General features: G+C 63.1%; 16 protein-coding genes. 3 read left to right on the top strand and 13 right to left on the bottom strand.

The genetic code is table 11. The features are described from left to right. Positions 1 to 161 precede the first annotated feature (161 nt). The 10 genes from DENOEST_RS01455 to DENOEST_RS01410 form a co-directional block, all read right to left on the bottom strand. Positions 162 to 596, bottom strand: a complete 435-nt coding sequence (locus DENOEST_RS01455; RefSeq protein ID WP_145771425.1) for a barstar family protein — start codon at positions 594 to 596, stop codon at positions 162 to 164. Further along, the gene (locus tag DENOEST_RS01450; RefSeq protein WP_332068209.1) at positions 593 to 976 is read right to left on the bottom strand and encodes a ribonuclease domain-containing protein; all 384 of its coding nucleotides are present in this window, start codon (positions 974 to 976) and stop codon (positions 593 to 595) included. The genes DENOEST_RS01455 and DENOEST_RS01450 overlap by 4 nt, the downstream gene beginning before the upstream one ends. After that, positions 973 to 1,368, bottom strand: coding sequence for a HEPN domain-containing protein (locus DENOEST_RS01445; protein ID WP_197970479.1), 396 nt, complete (start codon positions 1,366 to 1,368; stop codon positions 973 to 975). The genes DENOEST_RS01450 and DENOEST_RS01445 overlap by 4 nt, the downstream gene beginning before the upstream one ends. Beyond that, positions 1,352 to 1,678, bottom strand: coding sequence for a nucleotidyltransferase domain-containing protein (locus DENOEST_RS01440; RefSeq protein WP_232096410.1), 327 nt, complete (start codon positions 1,676 to 1,678; stop codon positions 1,352 to 1,354). The genes DENOEST_RS01445 and DENOEST_RS01440 overlap by 17 nt, the downstream gene beginning before the upstream one ends. A 77-nt stretch (positions 1,679 to 1,755) precedes the next feature. After that, positions 1,756 to 3,552, bottom strand: a complete 1,797-nt coding sequence (aspS, locus tag DENOEST_RS01435) for an aspartate--tRNA ligase (protein ID WP_145771424.1) — start codon at positions 3,550 to 3,552, stop codon at positions 1,756 to 1,758. Positions 3,553 to 3,604: 52 nt separating this feature from the next. Beyond that, the gene (locus tag DENOEST_RS01430) at positions 3,605 to 4,225 is read right to left on the bottom strand and encodes a DUF502 domain-containing protein (RefSeq protein ID WP_145771423.1); all 621 of its coding nucleotides are present in this window, start codon (positions 4,223 to 4,225) and stop codon (positions 3,605 to 3,607) included. Between the two features lies 1 nt (position 4,226). Continuing rightward, a complete protein-coding gene (locus DENOEST_RS01425; RefSeq protein WP_145771422.1) occupies positions 4,227 to 4,490 on the bottom strand; it encodes an FmdB family zinc ribbon protein in 264 nt (87 codons plus the stop codon). 95 nt (positions 4,491 to 4,585) lie between these two features. Then, complete coding sequence (locus DENOEST_RS01420; protein ID WP_145771421.1) at positions 4,586 to 5,440, bottom strand: prepilin peptidase; 855 nt, start codon at positions 5,438 to 5,440, stop codon at positions 4,586 to 4,588. Next, complete coding sequence (locus DENOEST_RS01415) at positions 5,440 to 6,657, bottom strand: type II secretion system F family protein (protein ID WP_145771420.1); 1,218 nt, start codon at positions 6,655 to 6,657, stop codon at positions 5,440 to 5,442. Before DENOEST_RS01415 ends, DENOEST_RS01420 begins: the two co-directional genes overlap by 1 nt. Positions 6,658 to 6,931: 274 nt before the next feature. Continuing rightward, on the bottom strand, positions 6,932 to 7,762 hold the full coding sequence (locus tag DENOEST_RS01410) for a cytochrome C assembly family protein (RefSeq protein WP_145771419.1): 831 nt from the start codon (positions 7,760 to 7,762) through the stop codon (positions 6,932 to 6,934). 42 nt (positions 7,763 to 7,804) lie between these two features. Between DENOEST_RS01410 and ffh the strand changes: the two genes are divergently transcribed. Further along, a complete protein-coding gene (gene ffh, locus DENOEST_RS01405; RefSeq protein ID WP_145771418.1) occupies positions 7,805 to 9,160 on the top strand; it encodes a signal recognition particle protein in 1,356 nt (451 codons plus the stop codon). Between the two features lie 259 nt (positions 9,161 to 9,419). Here ffh and DENOEST_RS01400 read toward each other — a convergent pair whose 3' ends face one another. Beyond that, positions 9,420 to 10,040, bottom strand: coding sequence for a lytic transglycosylase domain-containing protein (locus DENOEST_RS01400; protein ID WP_145771417.1), 621 nt, complete (start codon positions 10,038 to 10,040; stop codon positions 9,420 to 9,422). Then, complete coding sequence (locus tag DENOEST_RS01395; protein WP_145771416.1) at positions 10,019 to 11,755, bottom strand: proline--tRNA ligase; 1,737 nt, start codon at positions 11,753 to 11,755, stop codon at positions 10,019 to 10,021. The genes DENOEST_RS01400 and DENOEST_RS01395 overlap by 22 nt, the downstream gene beginning before the upstream one ends. 110 nt (positions 11,756 to 11,865) lie before the next feature. Between DENOEST_RS01395 and DENOEST_RS01390 the strand changes: the two genes are divergently transcribed. Next, on the top strand, positions 11,866 to 12,399 hold the full coding sequence (locus DENOEST_RS01390; protein WP_145771415.1) for an RNA pyrophosphohydrolase: 534 nt from the start codon (positions 11,866 to 11,868) through the stop codon (positions 12,397 to 12,399). Then, positions 12,396 to 12,920 carry a CNP1-like family protein gene (locus tag DENOEST_RS01385; protein WP_145771414.1) on the top strand — a complete coding sequence of 175 codons (525 nt, stop codon included), beginning with the start codon at positions 12,396 to 12,398 and terminating at the stop codon, positions 12,918 to 12,920. The genes DENOEST_RS01390 and DENOEST_RS01385 overlap by 4 nt, the downstream gene beginning before the upstream one ends. Positions 12,921 to 12,935: 15 nt before the next feature. On the opposite strand, the gene DENOEST_RS01380 is transcribed toward DENOEST_RS01385, so the two are convergent. Continuing rightward, positions 12,936 to 13,559: a c-type cytochrome gene (locus DENOEST_RS01380; protein ID WP_170228240.1), complete on the bottom strand. Its 624-nt coding sequence runs from the start codon at positions 13,557 to 13,559 to the stop codon at positions 12,936 to 12,938. Positions 13,560 to 13,609: the final 50 nt, after the last annotated feature.

Below are 13,609 nucleotides of genomic sequence, written 5' to 3'. Positions count from 1 at the left end.
GGTTCGCGGGGCGAACCCCGTGGGGAATTGGAGTACCCTCCCCCCGGCCCCCTCCCCGCGGGAGGGGGTGACGGTGGTTCGCCGGCTAAAGCCGGCTCCGTGGGCAACGCTGCCGCGCCTTTGGGCGGCCATGCGGCGCGGCGCGGTTCCAGGCGGGACGCTCATGGCACCCGGGGCAGCCAGGCCAGGCCATCGGCCTGCATGTCCACAAAACACCAGAAGGCGATGCCCTGCTCCCGCCATTCGGCGGCGGCGGCCTCGAATACTTGAAGGGTGGCGACGAAGTCCGCCTCGGCCCGGCCGTGAATGCCGTCGCAATGGTCCAGCAGCACCAGATAGCCCTCCCCCGGACGCCAGCCCAGGTCCGCCAGGCAGTCCAGCAGGGCATCCAGATTGTGGCCGAACCATTCGGGGAAGGCCATGGTCCTGCCGATGGTTTCCAGCAGGCCCGCCTTGTCCCGGGCGCCGGACAGGTCCACCGCAAACACCACACAGCCGTTGGCCTCGGCCCCCCGGATCAGTGCCTCGCGGCCGTCGGCGGGCAGGTGATAGACCCCGGCCCGGGCCACCTGCCCCAGCAGTTTGTCGTAGTTCATGGGCGGATGCTCAGGAAATGGCGGTAGTGATCGGGACTGTAATAACGCTCCCCTTCCCGGCCGGCGACAATACGCCGGGCACCCCGGTCTCGGCTGCCGGGGGTGGGGACGGTGTATTCCCGGTAGTGGCCCCTGGAGCGTCCCGGTAAACGGTGTTCCCGGTTGCCGAAGACGATGCCGTCGCGCCGGTAGGGAAAGGGGCCGCCCTGCTCGATCAGACGCAGGGTCTGGCGGGCTTCCGGAGGGAGGTCAGAAGCGGCGACATTTCCGGGCAATGGGGAGACTTCCCCTGCCAGACACATGCCGCAGGCTGCTGCCAGCCAAAGGAAAAGGACCGGGAACCCCAGTGCCCGCAGGATGTGACGTTTGAGGGGTTTCACTGTTGCTCTCGGAGTTGCTGGCGACACCACTCCACACAGCTGGCAACGGCCTTCTCTGCGGCATCCGCAGTAATCAGAGGCAGTGCCTGATCGTCATAACGAAACTCCACCGCATAGGGGCTCATACGTAGCAGGGTTTCATCGCTGACTGGCAGGGAAATGCCAGCTTCCAAAACTCGCCCCGCCAGTTCGAGCAGGTCATGGGTACGCCGAAAACTTACTTGATGCCGGCAGAGCACAGCTTTTAAGGATTTCTCCACGGCCTGCTGGGCATGGAAAGCAGCCACCGGAAAATCTTCCGCTGCGACTGCATTGCACAGGGTCAGAAAAGCCCGCTGATCGCGTTCTGCCATACGCAACAAGCGCATGGCTTCCTCAAGCGCTGCGCTCATACAGTACCTTGCCTTCCCGCTTGGCCCAATAGGGCACGGTACCCGGTACCTGACTACGGCGGGAGAACTCTGCTTCCGAGAACAACAACACATCCACCCCCACACCCAGACGGCCAATGGCGCTACGAATCGCCAGGTATTCCGCAGCCTTGTCTGTGAATTGGGGTTCGATGACGATCAGGTCCAGATCGGAATCCTCCCCAGCATCGCCTCTCGCATAGGAACCGAACACCAGCACCCGCGCCGCGCCGCTGGCTGCGTAAGCGGCACGGGTTGCTGCAGCGGTGATAGTGATCGAATCGAGCATCATTCGTCAGAGAAATAGTCTGAGTCGATTTTTTAGTTCGTAGGTTGCAACTCTGAAAATGCCTACAGATGGGCTCTCTGCTATTTACTCACTTCCACCTGGGTTTCCACCTTCTGACGCAGACGCACATGAAGCTCCCGCAACTGCTTCTCGTCCACGCTGGAGGGGGCGTCGGTGAGCAGGCACTGGGCGCGCTGGGTCTTGGGGAAGGCAATCACGTCGCGGATGGATTCGGCGCCGGTCATCATGGTGACGATGCGATCCAGGCCGAAGGCCAGGCCGCCGTGGGGCGGGGCGCCGTACTTCAGGGCATCCAGCAGGAAGCCGAACTTGGCCTGCTGTTCCTCGGGGCCGATGGCCAGAGCTTCGAAGACCCGAGCCTGGACGTCGGCCTTGTGGATACGCACCGAGCCGCCGCCGATTTCCCAGCCGTTCAGGGCCAGGTCGTAGGCCTTGGCCAGGCACTGGCCCGGATCGGTCTTGAGGAATTCCTCGTGGCCATCCTTGGGGGCGGTGAAGGGATGGTGGCAGGCGGTCCAGCGCTTGTCTTCCTCGTCGTACTCGAACATGGGGAAGTCCACCACCCAGACCGGCTCCCAGGCCTTGCCATTCAGATAGCCCTTCTCGTGGCCCAGCTTGAAGCGCAGGGCGCCCAGGGCGTCGTTCACCACCTTGGTCTTGTCAGCGCCGAAGAAGATCAGGTCGCCGTTCTGGGCGCCGGTGCGCTCCATGATGGTCGTCAGCGCCCGCTCGTGGAGGTTCTTGACGATGGGGGACTGGAGGCCGGTTTCGTTCAACTGGCTGACGTCATTGATCTTGATGTAGGCCAGGCCCTTGGCGCCGTAGATCTTGACGAACTCGGTGTAGCCGTCGATCTCGCTGCGGGAGAGACTGCTGCCACCGGGAACGCGAATGGCCGCGACACGGCCGCCGGTCGTGGCGGGGCCGGAAAAGACCTTGAAAGCCACGTCGGCCACGGCGTCGGTGACGTCGGTGAGCTCCAGGGTGACCCGCAGATCGGGCTTGTCGGAGCCGAAGCGACGCATGGCTTCGGCGTGGCTGATGCGGGGGAAAGGATTGGGCAGCTCGGTGTCCAGGGTCTCCTTGAACACTGTGCGGATCATTTCCTCCATCAGGGCAGTGATCTTCTGCTCGCTCATGAAGGAGGTCTCGATATCCACCTGGGTGAACTCGGGCTGACGATCGGCCCGCAGGTCCTCGTCCCGGAAGCACTTGGTGATCTGGTAATAGCGGTCGTAGCCAGCCACCATCAGCAACTGCTTGAAGAGCTGGGGCGACTGGGGCAGGGCGAAGAACTGGCCGGGATGGACCCGTGAGGGCACTAGGTAGTCCCGTGCACCCTCGGGGGTGCTCTTGGTCAGCATCGGCGTTTCCACATCGATGAAGCCCTGGTCGTCGAGGAAACGGCGGAAGGCTCGGGCTACCTGGTAGCGCAGCATCAGGTTCTTCTGCATCTGGGGCCGGCGCAGGTCGATGACCCGGTGGGTCAGGCGCACATTCTCGGAGAGGTTCTCTTCGTCCAACTGGAAAGGCGGGGTCACGGCGGCGTTGAGAATCTCGATCTCATGGCACAGCACCTCGATCTCGCCGGAGGCCAGATTGGTATTCTCGGTGCCAACGGGGCGGCGGCGCACCTTGCCGGTGACCCGCAGCACGAATTCGTTGCGCACGGTCTCGGCGCGGCTGAACATCTCGGCCCGGTCCGGGTCGCAGACCACCTGGGCCAGGCCTTCCCGGTCCCTGAGGTCGATGAAAATCACGCCGCCATGGTCGCGGCGGCGATGGGCCCAGCCACAAAGGGTGACGATCTGGTCGGTAAGTCCGGCGTTCAACTGGCCGCAATAATGGGTGCGCATTTCAATTCCAAAAAACCGCCTGACGGCGGGATGACGTTCAAATAAAAGGGGGTTATTCGTTCTGGGCCCGACCCATGGGATTGGGCAGCGGCGGCGCCACCACGCCCATGGAGATGATGTACTTGAGAGCCTCGTCCACGCTCATTTCCAGCTCGATCACATCGGCCTTGGGCATCATCAGGAAAAAGCCCGAGGTGGGGTTGGGGGTGGTGGGCACATAGACGCTGATCCACTCCCCTTGCAGGTAGTTCACCACATCGCCGCCGGGCTGGCCGGTCATGAAGGCGACGGTCCAGCAGCCCTTGCGCGGATACTCCACCAGAAGGGCCTTGCGGAAGGCCTCTCCGCTGGAAGAGAACAGGGTATCGGAAACCTGCTTGACGCTGTAATAGACCGACTTCACCACCGGGATGCGGGCCAGGATGCCTTCCCAGAAGCGGATCAGGCGCTGGCCGATGAAGTTGGCCGTGACCAGGCCGGTCAGGAACACCACCAGCAGGGTCAGCAGGACGCCAATGCCGGGCACGTAGAAACCCAGCAGTTGTTCCGGCCGCAGGCCGGCCGGCAGCAGCAACAGGGATTGATCCATGGTGCGGACGATGGCCGCCAGCACCCAGGCGGTGATCGCCAGGGGTACCCAGATCAACAGGCCGGTAATGAAGTACTTTTTCAAGTCAGCCGCAACTGGCGGAGGGGCAGGTGCCGGTGCCGCCCTGGCAGGGGGGCGGATTGTCGTTCTTGGGCGCGGGAGCACCGCCGCCCTTGAAGTCGGTGGCGTACCAGCCGCTTCCCTTGAGCTGGAAGCCGGGGGCGGTCAATTGTTTGCTGAAACTCTCCTGCTTGCAGTCCGGGCAGGTGGTGAGTGGAGCATCACTCATCTTCTGCAGAACATCCTTCTCCAGACCGCAACTGTTGCAGCGATAGGCATAGATGGGCATGGGTGGCTCCGCGAAAAAGGGGCGAATTATAGCGTAAGGGCCTCAGACCAAAGGATTTCACCTGGATCCGAATGCCCAGATGGGGTCGTCTGGGGCTATTGCAAGTGGCCCAGCCAGGCCCGGGTCAGGGCCGGACCCCAGAACAGGGCGATGACCCCGGCGGTGGCCAGGTAGGGACCGAAGGGGATGGGAACATGGCGACCATGGCGGGCCAGCACGATCAACAGGATGCCCACCAGGGCGCCGACAAAGGAGGAGAACAGGATGGTCAGGGGCAGCATCTGCCAGCCCAGCCAGGCCCCGATGGCCGCCAGCAGCTTGAAGTCACCATGGCCCATGCCTTCCTTGCCGGTAGCCAGCTTGAAGGCCCAATAGACCAGCCAGAGGGAGAGGTAACCGGCGGCGGCGCCGATGACGGCGCTGGAGAGATCGGTGAATGCGCCACCCAGATTGAACAGCAGTCCGGCCCAGAGCAGGGGCAGGGTGATGTCGTCGGGCAGCAATTGGGTGTCGAAATCGATGAAAGTGAGGGCGACGGCAGCGGCCAGGAAAAACAGGGCGCCAACCAGGGGCCAGCCCGACCCCAGCTTCCAGGCGGCCAGAGCGAAAAGGGCACCAGTCAGGGCCTCCACCAGGGGATAGCGGGGACTGATGGGTTTCCGGCAGGCCCGGCAGCGCCCCCCCAGCAGCAGCCAGCTCAGCAGGGGAATGTTTTCCAGGGCGGAAATGGCGTGGCCACAATCCGGACAATGGGAGGCCGGCCGGGAAAGGCTCAGGGGCTCGATGGCCGGGGCTTCCTCACCGCGCAACTCGGCGCATTGCCGCGCCCATTCGTTCTCCATCATCTTGGGCAGTCGATGGATCACGACATTGAGAAAGCTGCCGATGATCAGGCCCAGCAGGGAACAAATACCAACGAGGTAGCCGGGGTAATGCAGCAGTTCCTCCATCAGACCACGGCGCCAAGCTTGAAGATCGGCAGATACATGGCCACCACCATCCCCCCCACCACCACGCCCAGGAAAGCCATGATGATGGGCTCCATCAGGCTGGACAGGGCCTCGACCGCGTCATCCACTTCCGCCTCGAAAAAGTCCGCCACCTTGCTCAGCATGCTATCCAGTTGACCGGACTCCTCGCCAATGGCCACCATCTGGAGGACCATGGAGGGGAAGACATTGGCGTTCTGCATGGCCACCGTGAGGCTGTTGCCGGTGGAGACCTCGGCCTGGATCTGTTTGGTGGCCGTGGCGTAGACATAGTTGCCCGCCGCGCCGCCCACGGAGTCCAGAGCCTCGACCAGGGGTACGCCGGCAGCAAACATGGTGGACAGGGTACGTGCCCAGCGGGCAATGGTGGCTTTCGTCAGCAGATCGCCGAAGACCGGCAACTTGAGGGATAGTCGATCCATGAATATCTGCACCTTCCGGGATCGCTTCCAGAGGTTGAGAAAACCGTAAACACCCCCACCGAGACCACCAAAGATGACATACCAATACTTGACGAAAAAGTCGGAAATTCCCACCACTACCAGGGTTGGTGCCGGCAGGTCGGCACCGAAGCCGGAGAACACGGACTTGAACTGGGGTACCACGAAGATCATCAGGATCGCGGTCACCACAAAGGCCACCATGACCACCGCGATGGGATAGAACAGGGCGCTCTTGATCTTGGACTGGATGGCCAGGATCTTTTCCTTGTAGCTGGCCAGCCGGTCCAGCAGCATTTCCAGGATGCCCGCCTGCTCGCCGGCCTCCACCAGGTTGCAGAACAGCAGGTCGAAGTACATGGGGTACTTGCGAAAGGCCTGATTCAGACTGGAACCGGTTTCCACCTCGGTCTTGATGTCGAACAAAAGCTTGGCCACTGCTGGGTTGGAGGAACCCTTGCCAACAATATCGAAGGACTGGAGCAGGGGCACGCCAGCCTTCATCATGGTGGCCAGTTGCCGGGTAAACAGAGTGATGTCCTTGGCGGTGACCTTGCCGCCGCCGCCACTGGCCTGCTTTTTGATCTTGCTGACCAGGATGCCCTGGCGCCGCAGGGTGGCCTGAACCACCGCCTCGCCCCCCGCGCGCATTTCGCCGCGCATGATGCGGCCAGCCTTGTCCTTGCCTTCCCAGACGAAACTGATTTCCTTCTTTTTATCGTCCTTCGCCGTAGCCATGAAGGGCTCCCTTAACTGGAAATGCGGTGGCCGAAGTTTCCCGGCCCCGGTTCATTAACGTGAAAAAGCTACGCCGGAGCCGAGTGTAAGCGCGGCGAGCCGCTGGGTAGCCCCGCCCTGGGGCGGGGATGGGGGTGGGGGGCGTTCAATTGGCCTTTGCGCATTCTCATCCTCGGTGGTGGTGCTGGCGACCACCCGCGTTAGTATGAACATCGGATGGTAACAGATGGGTCTGCCTGAACCTGTGACGGTTTCCTCCTGGAATGCCACCCATTCATGCGGTTCGGCCAAGCAGGATTTCGAGCACGAAACGGGTTCCCACATAGGCCAGAAGCAGAGCGGCAAATCCCGCCAGGGTCCAGCGCAGGGCAAGGCGGCCGCGCCAGCCCCGCAGATGGCGTCCTGTCAGCAGAGCGCCAAAAATCAACCAGGAAATGATGGCGAAGATCGTCTTGTGATTAAGGGTAATGGCCTTGCCGAAGAGCGTCTCGGAGAAGATCACGCCGGAAGCCAGGGCCAGGGTGAGCAGGGCGAAGGCGACGTGGATCAGCCGGAACAGCAGGGACTCCATGGTCAAGAGGGGCGGCAGCCCCGCCAGCAGGGGGGAGAGCCGCCCCCGGTGCAGGTTCTTTTCCGCCGCCGCCATCAACAGGGCATGGAGGGCGGCCAGGGTGAACAGGCTATAGGCAAGCATGGCCGTGAGAAAGTGGAAACGGAAGGCGGCGGACTGGGCATTGACCACCACATGCTGCTCCGGGATCAGGGCCGGCAGCAACACGCATACCGCCGCCAGGGGCAGCCCCAGCACCTGGAGGCCTTCCATGCGGGCATAGAAGCTTTCGATCCAGTACAGCATCAGGGCCAGCCAGAACATCACCGAGAGGGCAATGGCAAAGCCGAAATGCATGGTGTCGCCCTCGAAAATCACCACCTTCAGCGTCACGGCATGGGTAATCAGGGCAAGGGCAAGGGTGATCCGCTCCCACCCCAGCAGCCCCTGCTGGGGCTGATCCAGGGCCGGGCCTCGCCACCGGCTGCGCCAGAAGTGGGCGGCCAGGCTCAGGTACAGGGTCGAGGTAAGGACATGCAGTAGAATCGCGGGCATTGTGCAAGTCTAACCGATCCCGCTTTTTCTCCGGTATTCCCCATGCTCGACAACCTCACCCAGCGCCTTGCCAAGGTCGTCAAAAATCTGCGGGGACAGGCCCGCCTGACCGAAGACAACATCGCCGAGATGCTGCGGGAAGTACGCATGGCCCTGCTGGAAGCCGACGTGGCCCTGCCGGTGGTCAAGGACTTCATTGCTCGGGTCAAGGACAGGGCCGTTGGCCAGGAAGTGGTCGGTTCCCTGTCCCCGGGCCAGGCCCTGGTGGGGGTGGTACACAAGGAGCTGACGGAACTGATGGGTGGCCAGGCCAGCGGCCTGAATCTTGCCAGCCAGCCGCCGGCCATCATCCTCATGTCCGGCCTGCAGGGGGCGGGCAAGACCACCACCACCGCCAAGTTGGGCAAGTGGTTGAAGGAGCGGCAGAAGAAAAAAGTACTGGCGGTCAGTTGCGACGTCTATCGCCCCGCTGCCATCGAGCAGTTGAAGACGGTTGCCGCCCAGGCCGGAATCGATTTCTTCCCCTCCACGGGTGAACAGAAGCCGGCGGACATCGCCGCCGCCGCCCTGGACCACGCCAAACGCCATTACTACGACGTGCTGTTCGTGGATACCGCCGGCCGGCTGGCCATCGACGAGGCCATGATGGCCGAGATCAAGGCCCTCCATGCCCAGTTGAACCCCATCGAAAGCCTGTTCGTGGTGGATGCGATGCTGGGCCAGGACGCGGTGAATACCGCCAAGGCCTTCAACGACGCCCTGCCTCTGACCGGCGTGATCCTGACCAAGCTGGACGGCGACGCCCGGGGCGGGGCGGCGCTCTCGGTGCGCCATGTCACCGGCAAGCCTCTCAAGTTCGCCGGTATCGGCGAGAAGCTGACCGGCCTGGAAGAGTTCCACCCGGAACGCATGGCTTCCCGCATCCTGGGCATGGGCGACATCCTGGGCCTGGTGGAAGAAGCCCACCGCAACGTGGACCAGGAAAAGGCCAAGGACCTGGTGCAGAAGATGAAGTCCGGCAAGGGCTTCGATCTCAACGATTTCAAGGAACAGATCGCCCAGATGCGCAAGATGGGCGGCATGTCCTCCCTGCTGGACAAGCTGCCGGCCCAGTTCGGCGCCCTGGCCCAGCAGGCTGGCGGCGCCGTGGAGGACAAGTCCATCCGCCGTATCGAGGGCATCATCAACTCCATGACCCCCCTGGAGCGAACCAAGCCGGAACTGCTCAAGGCCAGCCGCAAGCGCCGCATCGCCGCTGGGGCGGGGGTTCAGGTGCAGGAAGTGAATCGCCTGCTGAACCAGTTCGAGCAAACCCAGAAGGTGATGAAACAGTTCTCCAAGGGCGGCATGGCGAAAATGATGCGGGGAATGAAAGGGATGTTGCCTGGGATGCGCTGAGCATCCCAGGCAACATCCCTGCGGGGAACTGGACTACCCATCCCCCAACCCCTTCCCCATGGAAAGGGGCGATTGATTGGCGGCCTCCTGGTGGAGGCCGTTTTCGTTTACGTGAAAAACCTGCGCCAGCGCCGAGTGTAATCATCGAGCGCAGCGAGCTGATGGGTAGCCCCGCCCCGGGGTGGGGATGGGGGTGGGGGGCGTTCAATTTGCCTTTGCGCATTGGCATCCTCGGAGGGATGCCTGGAGACCATGCGCATCAGCGGGAGGGTTCGATGACCTGGGGACCCCAGTGCCAGTGTTTTTCCCAGGCGCCGCGGACCATGTCGGGGTATTCGGCCCGTCCCAGGCTGCCGTTGTAGCGGCCCAGGGTGCGGAACAGGTCGCCCTTCTCGATGTCCAGGTAGTGGCGCAGGATGGTGCAGCCATAGCGCAGGTTGGTGCGCATTTCGAACAGGCTGTCCCCCGGCCCGCCGATCAGCTTGACCCAGAAGGGCATCACCTGCATGTAGCCCCGGGCACCGGCGCTGGAGACCGCGTACTTGCGAAAACCGCTTTCCACCTGGATCAGGCCCAGCACCAGTTGCGGGTCCAGACCGGCCCGGGTGGCCTCGTAATGAACCGAGCGCAGGAAGTCGATGCGGTATTCCCGGTCGGGCAGCCGCTTTTCCAGGCGCCGGGACATTTCGGACAGCCAGTTCACCGCCTCCAGGGAGTTCTGAAAGGAGCTTTGGGGCGGCTTCTGGTCGGCGATGATACGGGACAGGGCCGCCCGGACGCTGGCGGCCAGGGGCTCGTATTGCTGGGCACCGGCTCGGGCGACTCCGCTCCAGCAAAGGAGCAGGGCCAGGACGGCGATCAGATGCTGGCTTGGGCGCATAGGCGCTGCTGGATGAAGGCCAGGATATCTTCCCGCGCCAGCATCTGCGCTTCTGCGTCACCTCGACCCTTGTATTCCAGCTTGCCTTCCTTGAGGCCCCGCTCGCCCACCACGATGCGGTGGGGAACCCCCACCAGCTCCCAGTCGGCGAACATGGAGCCGGCCCGCTCGTCCCGGTCGTCCAGGATCGCGTCGATGCCCGCCGCCAGCAATTCCGCCAGCAGGGTGTCGGCGGCTTCGCGCACCGCCTCGGACTTGGCATAGCCCATGGGCACGATGGCCACCTGGAAGGGGGCGATGGTAGCCGGGAAAATGATGCCCCGCTCGTCATGGCCCTGCTCGATGGCGGCGCCGACGATGCGGGACACGCCGATGCCGTAGCAACCCATTTCCATCACCTGCTCCTTGCCCTGCTCGTCGAGGAACTTGCAGTTGAGAGCCTTGGCGTACTGGGTGCGAAGCTGGAAGATGTGACCTACCTCGATGCCCCGGCACAGAGCCAGTTGCCCCTGGCCATCGGGAGAGGGATCGCCCTCCACCACGTTGCGGATGTCGGCAGTTTGGGCGGGCTCGAGCAAATCCCGGCCCCAGTTCACGCCGGTCAGGTGGTAGCCGGCCTCGTTGGCACCGCAGACGAAGTTGTCCATGGCGGCGGCAGTGCGATCCGCCACGACGAAGATGTTGTTTCGCCCTACCGGGCCAATGTAGCCGGGTCGGCAGCCCAGGGCGGCTTCCACTTCCTCGTCCCGGGCGAAGCGGAATTCACCGATCACTTTCTGGGCCTTGATTTCATTCAGATCATGATCGCCCCTGAGCAGCAGCAGGACAAAACGGCCGGGGGCGTCCTCGGCCAGTTCGGTGCGGATCACGGCGATGGCCTTGACGGTGCGGGTAAGGGCGGTGCCGAGGAATTCGGCCACGTCTTCGCACTTGATCTTGCCCGGGGTCTCCTTCTTTTCCATGGGTTCGACCGCGGCACCCCTGGGAGCGGCGGGGGCCAGGGCCTCGGCCAGTTCCACATTGGCGGCGTAGGCGGAGTCAGGACAGTAGGCAATGGCGTCCTCGCCGGTGGCGGCGATCACATGGAACTCGTGGGAGCCGGTGCCGCCGATGGCGCCCGTATCGGCGGCCACGGCGCGGAAAGAGAGTCCCAGGCGGCTGAAGATGCGGCCGTAGGTCTGGTACATGTTCTGGTATTCCCGTTCCAGGTCGGCGTAATTGACATGAAAGGAATAGCCGTCCTTCATCAGGAACTCGCGGCCCCGCATGACCCCGAAGCGGGGGCGGATCTCGTCCCGGAACTTGGTCTGGATCTGGTAGAAGTGGCGAGGCAACTGACGGTAGCTCCTCACCTCCTTGCGCACGAAGTCGGTGATCACCTCCTCGTGGGTCGGGCCGATGACGAAGTCCCGCTGGTGGCGGTCCTTGAAGCGCAGCAGTTCGGGACCGTACTTGGGGCCGCGCCCGGATTCCTCCCAGAGCTCGAAGGGCTGCACGGCGGGCATCAGCAACTCCAGGGCGCCGGCCCGGTTCATCTCCTCCCGCACGATGTTTTCCACCTTGCGCAGGACCCGCAGGCCCAGGGGGGTCCAGGTGTAGATGCCGCCGGCCAGGCGGCGGATCAGGCCGGCCCGCATCATCAGCTTGTGGGAGATGACTTCGGCGTCGGAAGGGGCTTCCTTGAGGGTGGCGATAAAAAACTGGGATGCGCGCATGGCTGTTCCGGTGAGGAAAAACGCCGATTTTACCGCTGCCGTCAAGCTTTCCAGTATCGGGTAATTGTGGAACAATTTGCCACAGTCAAACATTAAAAGAAGGTTGCATCATGCTCGATCGGGAAGGCTATCGCCCGAACGTCGGCATTGTTTTGGTCAATAGCCACAATCAGGTCTTCTGGGGTAAACGGATACGCGAGCATTCCTGGCAATTTCCGCAAGGCGGGATCAAGAAGGGCGAAACGCCCGAACAGGCCATGTATCGCGAGCTCCATGAGGAAGTAGGCTTGCTGCCGGAACATGTCAAGATTCTGGGGCGCACCCGGGACTGGCTACGTTACGACGTGCCCAAGCACTGGGTCAGGCGCGAGTGGCGCACCACCTACCGTGGACAAAAGCAGATCTGGTATCTGCTGCGACTGGTGGGTCGGGATTCGGACGTTTCCCTGCGGGCGACGGAACACCCGGAGTTCGACGCATGGCGCTGGAACGACTACTGGATTCCCCTGGATTCGGTGATCGAGTTCAAGCGCGGGGTCTATGAGCAGGCCCTGGTCGAACTGGCCCGCCATCTGTTCCTTCATCCCGCCGATCGCCGCCCGCCCTGGCCGCAAGTCGTCGCAGAGGGTGGGGTGGCGCAGTGATCCGTCCCCAGGCAGCCGGCCTGGCCCTGGCCTGTCTGCTGGCCTGCACGAGCGTCCAGGCCCAGGTATCCGATGCCTGGGAGCCGAGCCTTCAGGAAGAACCCGACTGGGTGGAGATGAAGGTGGAGCCACCCGCCCTCCCCCGGGACGAGGATTTGATCGAGTTCTACGTGGGCCCCCTGGCCAGCAACCACTTCTTTGTGGATGGCGCCAGCATCCGGGTCGGCGAGGACGGGGTGGTGCGCTATGTACTGGTGATCCGCACACCAAGCGGCGCCGGCAATATCACCTTCGAAGGCATTCGTTGTGCCAGCCGGGAAGTGAAACTCTACGCCATGGGGGCGGACGGGCACTGGCGCAAGGCCCGGGACACGGCCTGGAAACCGGTCGAGAACAAGTCCCTCAACTCCCATCACGCCGCCCTCAATCGGGACTATTTCTGTTCCGTGGGCCAGTCGATCACGGATGGCAACGAAGGACGCGCCGCCCTGCGCCGGGGCGCCTACCTGCTGTCCCGGTAAGCGACCTGAATCGTCTCAATCCGCAGCGGGTTTCTTGCGGCGCTTCTTGCCGGTGACCGGAGCCAGTTGGTCCTGGCTGGCAAAGAAATAGGCGACGGAGGCAAGTTCATCCTGGGCCAGGTCTCGATAGGCCTCGTCCATCAGAAAGGCGAATTTTCTTTTGCCGGCCCGAAATGCCTCGGTCTGGGCCAGCAGGTAGTCCAGATCCTGGGCCGCCATCAACGGCGCGTCCTTGTCCGACTCCCGGCCATTGTCCGGATGGCATTCCATGCAGCGCTTGGCGTGGATCGCCGCACCTGCTTCGATCCGCTGGCCGTCGATGCCTTCCGGTTTCGGGCGTACCGCCTTGGCACTACTGAAATACTGGGCGATGGTCGCCAACTGGCCGTCGGTATAGGCTGTCGGAATATGTTCGGGAACACTGCTGGGGCGGCGATGGCGCCTGAACTGGATCATGGCCTCCACCAGATAGGGGGCCAGTTGCCCATTGAGATGGGGGGTGCCGCGGGCAACGGCAACGCCGGCAGTACCGTGGCATTCGATGCAGGGCTTCACCAGTACGTCGGGCTCGCTGGAATCGGCATGGGCGGTGGCCAGACCAAGGGCACAGATCATGATGAGGGAGAAGCGGATGGGCATGACGACGAGGGTTCGCGGAAATTGGCAGCGGAGGATTATCCTATAATCGA

The organism is Denitratisoma oestradiolicum, from assembly GCF_902813185.1.
GTDB classification, from domain to species: domain Bacteria; phylum Pseudomonadota; class Gammaproteobacteria; order Burkholderiales; family Rhodocyclaceae; genus Denitratisoma; species Denitratisoma oestradiolicum.
Note: the sequence above shows the minus strand (reverse complement) of the source record. Positions and strands in the feature narration are given on the sequence as shown.

What these genes read in the sequence shown, in the direction of transcription:
- DENOEST_RS01455 (WP_145771425.1), bottom strand. Translation starts at nt 596, where the DNA reads ATGAACTACGACAAACTGCTGGGGCAGGTGGCCCGGGCCGGGGTCTAT.
- DENOEST_RS01445 (WP_197970479.1), bottom strand. Translation starts at nt 1,368, where the DNA reads ATGAGCGCAGCGCTTGAGGAAGCCATGCGCTTGTTGCGTATGGCAGAA.
- DENOEST_RS01440 (WP_232096410.1), bottom strand. Translation starts at nt 1,678, where the DNA reads ATGATGCTCGATTCGATCACTATCACCGCTGCAGCAACCCGTGCCGCT.
- aspS (WP_145771424.1), bottom strand. Translation starts at nt 3,552, where the DNA reads ATGCGCACCCATTATTGCGGCCAGTTGAACGCCGGACTTACCGACCAG.
- DENOEST_RS01425 (WP_145771422.1), bottom strand. Translation starts at nt 4,490, where the DNA reads ATGCCCATCTATGCCTATCGCTGCAACAGTTGCGGTCTGGAGAAGGAT.
- DENOEST_RS01420 (WP_145771421.1), bottom strand. Translation starts at nt 5,440, where the DNA reads ATGGAGGAACTGCTGCATTACCCCGGCTACCTCGTTGGTATTTGTTCC.
- DENOEST_RS01415 (WP_145771420.1), bottom strand. Translation starts at nt 6,657, where the DNA reads ATGGCTACGGCGAAGGACGATAAAAAGAAGGAAATCAGTTTCGTCTGG.
- DENOEST_RS01410 (WP_145771419.1), bottom strand. Translation starts at nt 7,762, where the DNA reads ATGCCCGCGATTCTACTGCATGTCCTTACCTCGACCCTGTACCTGAGC.
- ffh (WP_145771418.1), top strand. Translation starts at nt 7,805, where the DNA reads ATGCTCGACAACCTCACCCAGCGCCTTGCCAAGGTCGTCAAAAATCTG.
- DENOEST_RS01400 (WP_145771417.1), bottom strand. Translation starts at nt 10,040, where the DNA reads ATGCGCCCAAGCCAGCATCTGATCGCCGTCCTGGCCCTGCTCCTTTGC.
- DENOEST_RS01395 (WP_145771416.1), bottom strand. Translation starts at nt 11,755, where the DNA reads ATGCGCGCATCCCAGTTTTTTATCGCCACCCTCAAGGAAGCCCCTTCC.
- DENOEST_RS01390 (WP_145771415.1), top strand. Translation starts at nt 11,866, where the DNA reads ATGCTCGATCGGGAAGGCTATCGCCCGAACGTCGGCATTGTTTTGGTC.
- DENOEST_RS01380 (WP_170228240.1), bottom strand. Translation starts at nt 13,559, where the DNA reads ATGCCCATCCGCTTCTCCCTCATCATGATCTGTGCCCTTGGTCTGGCC.